This is a genomic window from Pedobacter sp. 05L430, from assembly GCF_056397585.1.
Window position 1 is genome coordinate 1 of the sequence record NZ_JBFTNT010000144.1, and the last position, 10,020, is coordinate 10,020.

10 protein-coding genes are annotated in these 10,020 nt (G+C 38.8%); 2 read left to right on the forward strand and 8 right to left on the reverse strand.

Going from position 1 to position 10,020, the window contains the following annotated elements; all coding sequences use genetic code 11:
* Positions 1-1,518, reverse strand: a 1,518-nt coding sequence (locus tag AC1DG9_RS17080; RefSeq protein WP_477634938.1) for an OmpA family protein, incomplete at its 3' end; no start/stop codon positions are given.
* Between the two features lie 50 nt (positions 1,519-1,568).
* Entirely contained in the window at positions 1,569-2,192 is a 624-nt protein-coding gene (locus AC1DG9_RS17085) for a 7-carboxy-7-deazaguanine synthase QueE (RefSeq protein WP_172663174.1), read from the reverse strand.
* A 116-nt stretch (positions 2,193-2,308) separates the two neighbouring features.
* On the opposite strand from AC1DG9_RS17085, the gene AC1DG9_RS17090 reads away from it, so the two are divergent.
* Positions 2,309-2,641 carry a Rieske (2Fe-2S) protein gene (locus tag AC1DG9_RS17090; RefSeq protein WP_216854490.1) on the forward strand — a complete coding sequence of 111 codons (333 nt, stop codon included), beginning with the start codon at positions 2,309-2,311 and terminating at the stop codon, positions 2,639-2,641.
* 113 nt (positions 2,642-2,754) lie between these two features.
* Here AC1DG9_RS17090 and AC1DG9_RS17095 read toward each other — a convergent pair whose 3' ends face one another.
* From AC1DG9_RS17095 to AC1DG9_RS17120, 6 genes are all read right to left on the reverse strand, one after another.
* Positions 2,755-3,636 (reverse strand): bifunctional 5,10-methylenetetrahydrofolate dehydrogenase/5,10-methenyltetrahydrofolate cyclohydrolase, encoded by an 882-nt coding sequence (locus AC1DG9_RS17095; RefSeq protein ID WP_477634939.1) that lies wholly within the window; start codon positions 3,634-3,636, stop codon positions 2,755-2,757.
* Positions 3,637-3,752: 116 nt separating this feature from the next.
* Positions 3,753-5,540, reverse strand: a complete 1,788-nt coding sequence (gene lepA, locus AC1DG9_RS17100) for a translation elongation factor 4 (protein ID WP_477634940.1) — start codon at positions 5,538-5,540, stop codon at positions 3,753-3,755.
* 33 nt (positions 5,541-5,573) lie between these two features.
* Positions 5,574-6,314, reverse strand: a complete 741-nt coding sequence (locus AC1DG9_RS17105) for a copper homeostasis protein CutC (RefSeq protein WP_172663172.1) — start codon at positions 6,312-6,314, stop codon at positions 5,574-5,576.
* Positions 6,315-6,325: 11 nt separating this feature from the next.
* A complete protein-coding gene (locus AC1DG9_RS17110) occupies positions 6,326-7,360 on the reverse strand; it encodes a glycosylasparaginase (protein WP_477634941.1) in 1,035 nt (344 codons plus the stop codon).
* 16 nt (positions 7,361-7,376) lie between these two features.
* A complete protein-coding gene (locus tag AC1DG9_RS17115; protein ID WP_172663170.1) occupies positions 7,377-8,180 on the reverse strand; it encodes a nitrilase family protein in 804 nt (267 codons plus the stop codon).
* A 24-nt stretch (positions 8,181-8,204) separates the two neighbouring features.
* Positions 8,205-9,350, reverse strand: a complete 1,146-nt coding sequence (locus tag AC1DG9_RS17120) for a methionine aminotransferase (RefSeq protein WP_288883333.1) — start codon at positions 9,348-9,350, stop codon at positions 8,205-8,207.
* A 67-nt stretch (positions 9,351-9,417) separates the two neighbouring features.
* Here AC1DG9_RS17120 and AC1DG9_RS17125 point away from each other — a divergent pair.
* A partial coding sequence (locus AC1DG9_RS17125; RefSeq protein WP_477634942.1) for a queuosine precursor transporter occupies positions 9,418-10,020 on the forward strand: 603 nt, incomplete at its 3' end.

Below are 10,020 nucleotides of genomic sequence, written 5' to 3' on the forward strand. Positions count from 1 at the left end.
GGGTTTGTTAGTATAGGAACTATTCAATTCATAGTTTTCAGAATAAAACAAATAACCATCGGAGCTAGCGTTAAAGGCATAGTTTCCTCCAATTGGCATTACGGCAAGGAAATCTCCGGTTTCTTTAGAAGTATAATCGTTATATTCAGTTTTTCCATTTTTTAGGTTCACTACCTGAACCTTTGCTTCTACAAATGCACCTGTTTCTTTATCCTTTACAATGCCTTTTACATAAGTAATGGGGAGTGGTTTTTTATTTTCTGGCATTTTGAACTGGTAAATATCCATGTCGCCAAATCCTCTTTTTAAATTTGAAGAAAACAAACCTTCTGTGCCATCAGGAGTTACTATTAAGCCGGTTTCTTCATTAAATGTATTAATAGGATAACCTAGGTTTTCTGGTTTGCCCCAATGCCCGGCATCGTCTAATCTGCTTAAAAAAACGTCCTTATTTCCTAATCCGGGCCAGCCGTCAGACGAAAAATAAAGCGTTTTTCCGTCTGGATGTATAAATGGAGTATGCTCATCATATGGCGTGTTTATTTCGGGTCCAAGATTCTGAGGGACGCCCCAATACCCATCGCTTTTTAGTGTGCTTTTCCATATATCATAGCCACCTAAACCACCTGGTCGGTTGCTTACAAAATACAAAGTGGTGCCATCAGGACTAATTGCAGGTTGCGAATCCCAAAAAGGCGAGTTTAAAGGGGCACCGAGATTAAAAGGTTCGCCCCAGTTATTCCCTTCTTTATGACTAACATAAATGTCGCATCTGCCTAAGCCATCAGGTCTGTTGCATCCAGTAAAAAACAAATAAAGCCCGTCAGGCGAGATGGATTGAGCGCCCTCATTAAATTTTGAAGTGTTAATTTTATCACTCAGTGGAGTAGGGGTTGTCCATTCTTTATTAATTTTGGAAGAAATAAAGAAGTCTTCGTTTCCATCTATGTTTCTGCTAAAAATTAGTTTTTCTCCATCTGCAGTAATGGAAGGAAAGTAGTCTCTATAGCTTGAATTTATCTCTTTTCCAAGGTTAACCGGCTCGTATTTCTGTGGGGATTTTATTGCTAAAACGGCAAACTCACAATCTTTAAGGTATTTATTGGCTTTATTAATGAAATCTTTATCGTTGCCTTTGTAGTTTTTAATAAAGAGTTCAATGTGTTTTAAAGCATTCAAATAGTTGCCTGTATTTAACTCCGATTCAGCTAAACCATAATACAAACGGGGATCAGCTTTATCGGCTCCAAGATTTAAAGCATTCAGATATGCTGTTTTAGCTGCATCAAAGTTCTTTGTTCTGCGATTGATATCGCCAAGTTGTATAAAGGCAAACTGAAAAGACGGATCTTCTTTTACAGTTTCTAATAAAGCAGAAACTGCAAGGTCATAATTATCTTGCTTTAAATAATTCTGAGCTTTATCAAAATTGGTCTGCGCCTTCTTTATATTGGTAGTTTGGGCACCAGCATGTACAACAACAAAGAGTAAGAAGAACAGGAGTAACGTTTTCTTCATTGACGCTTATATTAACGATAATATTAAATATAGCGAAATAGATAGAAAACCTATGGAATATTTAAAAATTTATGTGTCTGTAAAGAAATTTCCCATTTCGGATTAGCCATTACATAATCAATAATCAATGGGGTAATCTCCTTTGATCTTGACCACTCAGGCTGTAGGTAAAGTTTACAGTTTTCGGAAACTGTTTCAGCATATTTCTCTGCCCATTCAAAATCACTTTTATTGAACACAATAACCTTTAATTCGTTTGCAAAAGGTGTAATATCGGGCCTTGGGGCTTTAAACTTCTTTGGCGACAAGCAAATCCAATCCCATTCTCCAGAAAGCGGGTAAGCACCAGAGGTTTCAATAAAGGTTAATATTTTTCGCTCACGAAGCTTTTGAGTAAGGTAATCGAGGTTATATATCAAAGGCTCACCACCGGTAATTACAACAGCTTTACCCGGAAAAGTATCGGCTTTAGCAACAATATCATCAGATAACGTAAGCGGATGTAGTTCAGCATCCCAGCTTTCCTTTACATCACACCAGTGACAACCAACATCACAACCGCCTAAACGAATAAAATAAGCTGCTTTACCTGTATTAAATCCTTCTCCCTGTATAGTGTAAAACTCTTCCATCAATGGAAGTAGCGTGCCGTCTGCTGGTATTTGATGTGCCATATATAAGGTTGCAAAGTTAAATAAATATCCGGGGGAAATTAGATTATATGTATATTGAGCGAATATAAATGACCTATCTGTGAAGAAGTTGTTTGAAATTTAATTAGAGTTCAATTTTGAAGTGGCATAAAATAGAGACAGAAATACCGGAGGAGGAATTTGTAAAGCAGATCAATGTTGATGGTAAAAAGCTCTGTCTGGTAAAGCATCAACAAAAACTTTTTGTAGTACAAAACACCTGCCCACATGCCGGCGGTATTTTAAGTGGCGGATGGTGTAAAAACGGGCATCTCATTTGTCCTATTCATCGTTGGGAGTACAACCTTGAAAACGGAAGAGGAGCAGAGGGACAGGGCGATTATATAGATATTTACCCGCTAGAAACAAGATCTGACGGGGTTTATGTAGGCTTTAAAGAAAGCTGGATTAAAAAACTTTTTGGAAAATAGGAGTAGGATCGTCATCTCGAACATAGTGAGAGATCTCTTGAATTGGCCTAACCAAGAGATCTCTCACTATGTTCGAGATGACGATTACAGAAGACTAGAGCATAGAAATTTACTTAGCGGTAAATTTCTTTTTTAGCTGATGCAAGTGTGTTCTTTAATAAACCAACAATGGTCATTAATCCAACACCACCCGGAACAGGCGTTATCCATGAAGCTTTCGGTGCAACATTTTCAAAATCTACATCTCCATAAAGTTTGTATCCCGATTTGGTAGTAGTAGAAGTTTCTCTGTTCATACCCACATCAATAACGATAGCACCAGGCTTAACAATGTCAGCGGTAATGAAGTTCTTTTTGCCAATAGCAGCAATAATGATATCACCCTGCAAACACATTTCTTTTAAGTTAGCAGTTCTGCTATGGGTAAGGCTCACTGTACAGTTACCAGGATTTGCATTGCGGGCCATAAGAATACTCATTGGGCTACCAACAATGTTACTTCTACCAACAACTACGCAATGTTTACCAACCGTATCTATTTGATAAGATTGCAACATCAGCATAATACCGTAAGGAGTAGCAGGAATAAAGCAAGGTAAATTACGCATCATGCGTCCTAAATTGATTGGATGAAAACCATCTACATCCTTACGATGATCGATAGCCTCAGTTACCTTTTCAGGATCAATATGTTTAGGAAGTGGAAGTTGAACAATTAAACCGTCAACACCGGCGTCCTCGTTAATTTCTTTAACTTTTTGCAACAGTTCTTCCTCGGTAACGGTAGCATCATATCTGATCAGTGAAGACTGGAAGCCAACTTTTTCGCAGTTTTTCATTTTGCTGGCAACATAAGTCTCACTTCCGCCATCATTACCAACAAGTATGGCTACCAGGTGAGGCTTTCTGCCACTCTCTGCTAAAAAATCTGCAGCTTCAACTGCTATTTCCTGTTTTATTTTCTCTGATACAAATTTTCCGTCAAGTAATTTCATCCTGGTGTTTAGTTTCTAGTATTTAGTAGGTAGTATTTAGTACTTAGACTAGTTGTTTATTCAAGCTGAATCCAGTCTAAGTACTAAATACTACCTACTAAATACTAATTTAAAAGTTAATCTAATTTYAATACCGCCATAAATGCAGTTTGTGGAATTTCCACATTTCCTACCTGACGCATACGTTTCTTACCTTGTTTCTGTTTTTCMAATAACTTACGTTTACGGGAAATATCACCGCCATAACATTTAGCGGTAACGTCTTTACGTAAAGCGCTAAGCGTTTCACGGGCAATCACTTTTGCACCAATAGACGCCTGTATCTTAATCTCGAATTGTTGACGAGGGATTAATTCTCTCAGTTTCTCACAAATTTTCTTTCCAAAATCGTAAGCATTGCTACGGTGAATCAACGAAGACAAAGCATCAACAGGCTCATCATTTAGCAGCATGTCTAGTCTTACCAGGTCCGACTTGCGGTAACCAACTTGATGGTAGTCAAACGAAGCATAACCTTTAGAAATTGTTTTCAGTTTATCATAAAAGTCAAAAACGATCTCTCCCATAGGCATTTCAAAAACAAGCTCCACACGATCTGATGTCAGGTAAGATTGATTTACAATAATCCCTCTTTTCTGAATACAAAGTGACATTACCGGACCCACAAATTCGGCCTTGGTAATAATATTTGCTTTGATATAAGGTTCTTCTACAGAATCCAATTTACTTGGATCTGGTAAATCAGAAGGATTGTTTACGGTAACTTCTTCGCCTTTAGTAGTGTGCGCGATATATGATACGTTGGGTACGGTTGTTATAACCGTCATGTCAAATTCACGCTCTAAACGTTCCTGGATAATTTCCATGTGCAGCATTCCTAAGAAACCGCAACGGAAACCGAAGCCTAAAGCCGCAGAACTTTCAGGTTCAAACACAATAGAAGCATCGTTAAGCTGCAACTTGTGCATTGCCTCACGCAATTCTTCAAACTCATCGGTATCAACCGGATAAATTCCGGCGAAAACCATTGGCTTAACCTCTTCAAAACCTTGAATTGATTCTAACGATGGTCTGTCAACAGTGGTTATCGTATCACCAACTTTTACTTCACGGGCTTCTTTGATCCCCGAAATAATATAACCTACATCACCGGTCTTAACAACACTGCGTGGCGACATATCCAGTTTCAGGATACCAACTTCGTCTGCTAAGTATTGTTTGCCTGTGTTTATGAATTTTACCTTATCACCTTTTTTAATCTGGCCGTTTACTACTTTATAGTAAGCGATAATTCCCCTGAAAGGATTAAATACAGAGTCGAAAATCAATGCCTGTAAAGGCGCGTCAGGATCACCAACCGGAGCAGGAACACGGTCTACAATGGCCTGAATAATATCAGGAATTCCCAAGCCCGTTTTGCCTGATGCAGGGATAATCTCTTCACGTTTACAGCCAATCAGGTCAATAATCTGATCTTTTACTTCCTCAGGCATTGCCCCAGGTAAATCCATTTTATTTAAGATCGGGATAATTTCAAGATCGTGCTCTAAAGCCAAATATAAGTTCGAAATGGTTTGTGCCTGAATCCCCTGAGATGCATCAACAATAAGTAAGGCGCCTTCGCAAGCTGCGATAGAACGTGAAACTTCGTAAGAAAAATCTACGTGTCCGGGAGTATCAATCAGGTTAAAATTGTATTCAATTTCACCAACCTTATAATTCATTTGTATGGCATGACTTTTAATAGTTATGCCTCGCTCACGTTCAAGGTCCATGTTATCCAATAACTGGGCCTGCGATTCGCGTTGAGTAATCGTCTCAGTGTATTCTAATAAACGGTCAGCCAAGGTGCTTTTCCCGTGGTCAATATGTGCAATTATGCAAAAATTACGTATATGCTTCATCAGTGGCGCAAAGATAAGATTTTGAGCGGATTATTATGCAGGTTTGTTGGCAAGCCCGATTAAATTTTTTACAGTCTCACTATCAGTAAGATCGTAACTAAATTCATCAGCTATGCTTCCCATACTCAATCTTGGGTTTCTGAACTGCATTTTGCTCTTTACGGCATGCCTTGCAGAGGCATGAAACTCTTTGGCGCCTGTTAATTTAATGATATCAGTAATATTACTTATAGAAACACCGGCACCCGGCATAATGATGATCCTTCCCTGAGCCTGTTTAATTAGCTTTGCAATTACACCTGCTCCTTTAAGCGCAGAAGATTCTCCTCCCGAAGTAAGAATTCGCTCACAGCCAAGTTCAATAATATCCTCTAAAGCCTTTTCCAGGTCATTAGTCATGTCAAAGGCTCTGTGAAACGTTACGGGCATAGGTTTAGCTGCAGCAATAAGCGCTGCGCATCTTTCTTTGTCTACACTGCCATCAGCTTTTAAGATACCTATAACTACTCCATCACAATTTAACGATTTGCAGATTTTTATATCCTCTTTCATTAGATCAAACTCCAAATCAGAGTATAGAAAATCACCTCCGCGTGGCCGTATAATAGGATATACCTTTATAGAAAGCATTTTTTTCGCCAAAGCGATCGTTGCATAACTTGGTGTTGTGCCGCCTTCAGGTAAATTATCGCATAGCTCAACTCTTATTGCACCACCTTCCTGAGCTGCAAGAGCAGATCTTACAGAATTGGCGCAAACCTCCATATTTACCATGATACTTAATATTAATAATAACTTTTTCCGGGAATTAAAAGGTCATCTTTCTGTTCAGTGCAAACGGCGTAACTAAAGCCTTTCTGAATAGCATAAGCGCCATATTCTCCTTTTTTATTGATGGCAAGAAAGCCCACCTGTATCACCTTTGCAATTTCAGGTTTCTTTTTAATGATTCTCATTACAGCCTCTTTGCAGGCGTCTTCGGGCGAATAGCCCTGGCGCATTAGTTCTACTACCAGAAAGCTTCCAACGTTACGGATCACTTCTTCGCCAACACCGGTAGAGGTAGCACCACCAACTTCATTATCCACATATAAGCCAGCGCCAATTATTGGGCTGTCGCCTACACGGCCATGTAGTTTATAAGCCATTCCGCTGGTTGTACATGCACCGGAAATATTTCCTTTTGCATCAATGGCCAGCATGCCAATAGTGTCGTGATTGTATTGATTGCCTGGCAATTTAGTAGGAGCAGCTTTTTGATAGAGCTTGTTCTCAATATTCATTACCGGGGCATATTTTGCGGTTTTAAGCCATTCTTTCCAGGCCTTTTCACTTTCTTTGGTAAGTAAATTTTCCTTTTTAAAACCGTTTTCTAAAGCAAACTGAAGTGCACCATCGCCAACAAGCATTACATGTGGTGTTTTTTCCATTACCAATCTGGCAACAGAAATTGGGTGCATAATATGTTCCAGGCCTGCTACAGAACCACAATTACCCTGTTCGTCCATAATACAGGCATCAAGTGTAACGTGCCCGTCTCTGTCTGGCAAGCCACCATAGCCTACAGATTGGTTCTTTGGGTCAGCTTCTGGCACGTGAACACCTTGTTCAACTGCATCTAGCGCTCTGCCGCCCGAAGACAGTACTTTCCATGCTGCCTGATTAGCAGCAATTCCAAAATCCCAGGTAGAGATTACGATAGGTTTAACATCAATTGAGGTTGATTTAGCCGGAATTATTTCGGCTATACTACTTTTATTAACAGCAAGAAGCGAAGCCGATATTGCAGTTGTTTTTRTGAATTTTCTACGATTAAACATTTTAGGTTTAAAGTAACTAAATAATTTTAAAATTATCAGCATCTCTTAGAAAAGGAAAACTATGGCGGGTTTTAACCAAGTCATCGTAACCTATGCTAAAGGTGTATAGATCTTCATCTTCAGGTTTGTAATAAACAGTTTTTCCCATTGGGTCAATACATTGAGAATGACCACTGTGATAAACTTCTTTTCCATCATGACCAACCCTGTTTGCAGCAATCACATAACTTTGATTTTCGATGGCACGGGCAGGTATAAGTGCATTCCAATGGCTCGATCTTTTATCAGGCCAGCTTGCAATTAATAATAGTATATCATATTCTGCGTTCTGATTGCGCAGCCATACAGGGAAACGAAGGTCGTAGCAGATGGCTAAACGTATTTTCCAGCCTTTTAAGTCTACAATCACTTTGTCGTGGCCAGGCGTGTAAGTTTTATCTTCATCACCTAAACCGAAGAGGTGACGTTTATCATAATGGCTGAAACTACCATCCGGCAACATCCATATTAAGCGGTTAAAATATTTATCGTTTTCTTTTATAATTAAACTTCCGGTAACAACGCAATCGTATTTATCGGCTGTCTGGGCCATCCACTGCATTGTTTTTCCGTTCATTTCTTCGGCAAGTGAAGCAGCATTCATGCTAAAACCTGTGTTGAACATCTCTGGRAGTATGATCAGATCTGTTTTCTCTTTTATCCCCATTGATAATCTAAGGGCAAGGTTCTGTAAGTTTTTATCTATGTTTTCCCAAAACAGATAGGCCTGATAAATTGTAATTTTGAGATTGCTAATATTCAGGTTATTTGGTTGATCCATTATTCTAATTTAAAGGGATGTAAATTATAACTTCATTAGTCCTTCAACGGCTTTTTCTAATGTTTCGTGCTTTTTAGCAAAACAAAAGCGTAATACTTTATGATCTGTTTTTCTAATGTAGAAGGCCGAAACAGGTATGCTCGCTACTCCATTTTCCCTGACAAGCTTTTGGGCCATATCCGTATCTTTCTCGTCATTCAAGTGAGCATAGCTAACACATTGAAAATAAGAACCATGACAAGGTAATAATTTAAATTTAGTTTCGCCAAGTAATGAACGGAAGAAATCCCGCTTTTCCTGGAAAAATTCGGGTAATCCGTTATATGTTTCAGGGTCTTTAAGGTAATTAGCTACACCTACCTGCATTGGCGTGTTTACACTAAAAACGTTGAACTGGTGTACTTTACGAAATTCCTTCATTAAGTTGGCAGGAGCAAGGCAGTAGCCGAGTTTCCATCCTGTTGTGTGTAGTAATTTGCCAAATGATGCTGCAATAAAACTTCTGTCTCTTAATTCGGGATATAAAGCCAGGCTATGATGTTTTATACCATCAAATATGATATGCTCATACACCTCATCACTAAGAATAAGTATATCTGTATTCTTAGTGAGTTTAATAAGCGCTTTGATGTCCTTTTCCGTTAAAATACTGCCAGTAGGGTTATGGGGACTATTTAAAATGATCATTTTGGTATTCACAGTAAATAGTTTCTTTACCATTTCCCAGTCGATCTCATAATCCGGTGGCACCATTTCGTAAGGCTTTACCAGTCCGCCCAATAATTTAATTGCAGGGGCATAGGAGTCGTAAGCCGGCTCAAAAATAATTACTTCGTCACCAGCAGTAATGCACGAAGATAGTGCCGTAAAAATAGCCTGTGTTCCACCTGCGGTAACCGTAACTTCAGTATCCGGGTTATAATCAGCATCATAAAGCGTATTTGCCTTTTCTGCAATAAGTTCCCTAAGCGATTGTAATCCGGGCATAGGAGCATACTGATTAAAGCCCTTCTTCATTGCATCAGCTACAAAATCTACCAGTTTAGGATCACAGTCATAATCTGGAAATCCTTGTGATAGGTTTATCGCATTATGTTCTTCAGCAAGTTTAGACATCACCGTAAAAATAGTGGTGCCAACTGTGGGTAATTTGGAGTGTATTGATATCATGTTTAAGCGAAAATAGAAATAATATTTATCCTGTTATATCAGAATTATTTAATAATTTCAACCTGCTATGACTTTTAAAACAAAAGAGAGCAGGTTACTGCTTATTTTAGGGAGCTTCTTTGTCGCGAACGCCATACTCTCGGAGTTTATTGGTGTAAAGATATTTACAGTTGAAGGTACGCTTGGTATCGAAAAGTTCAATATTAATTTACTGGGAGTACCCAATCTTTCCTATAATATGTCGGCCGGTGTGTTAACCTGGCCCATTATATTTATCATGACTGATATTATAAATGAGTATTTTGGAGTGCGACAAGTTCGTTATTTATCTATTCTAACGGCCATTTTAATAGCATATGCCTTTATTGTTGTAGGTGGAGCTATGCAGTTAAAGCCTTCCGATTTTTGGGTTACACAAACCATTAATGGCGAATCACTAAATATGAACAATGCGTTTGCCGGTATATTTGGGCAGGGTATGTGGATCATTGTGGGCTCTATTGTTGCTTTCCTTGTAGGCCAGATTGCTGATGTGCTTATTTTTCATAAAATTAAGAAAGTTACCGGCGACAAGGCCTTATGGTTACGTGCCACCGGTTCAACATTAGTTTCGCAATGCATTGATAGTTTTGTGGTTATCTTTATTGCTTTTTATCTTAACCCCCAATAC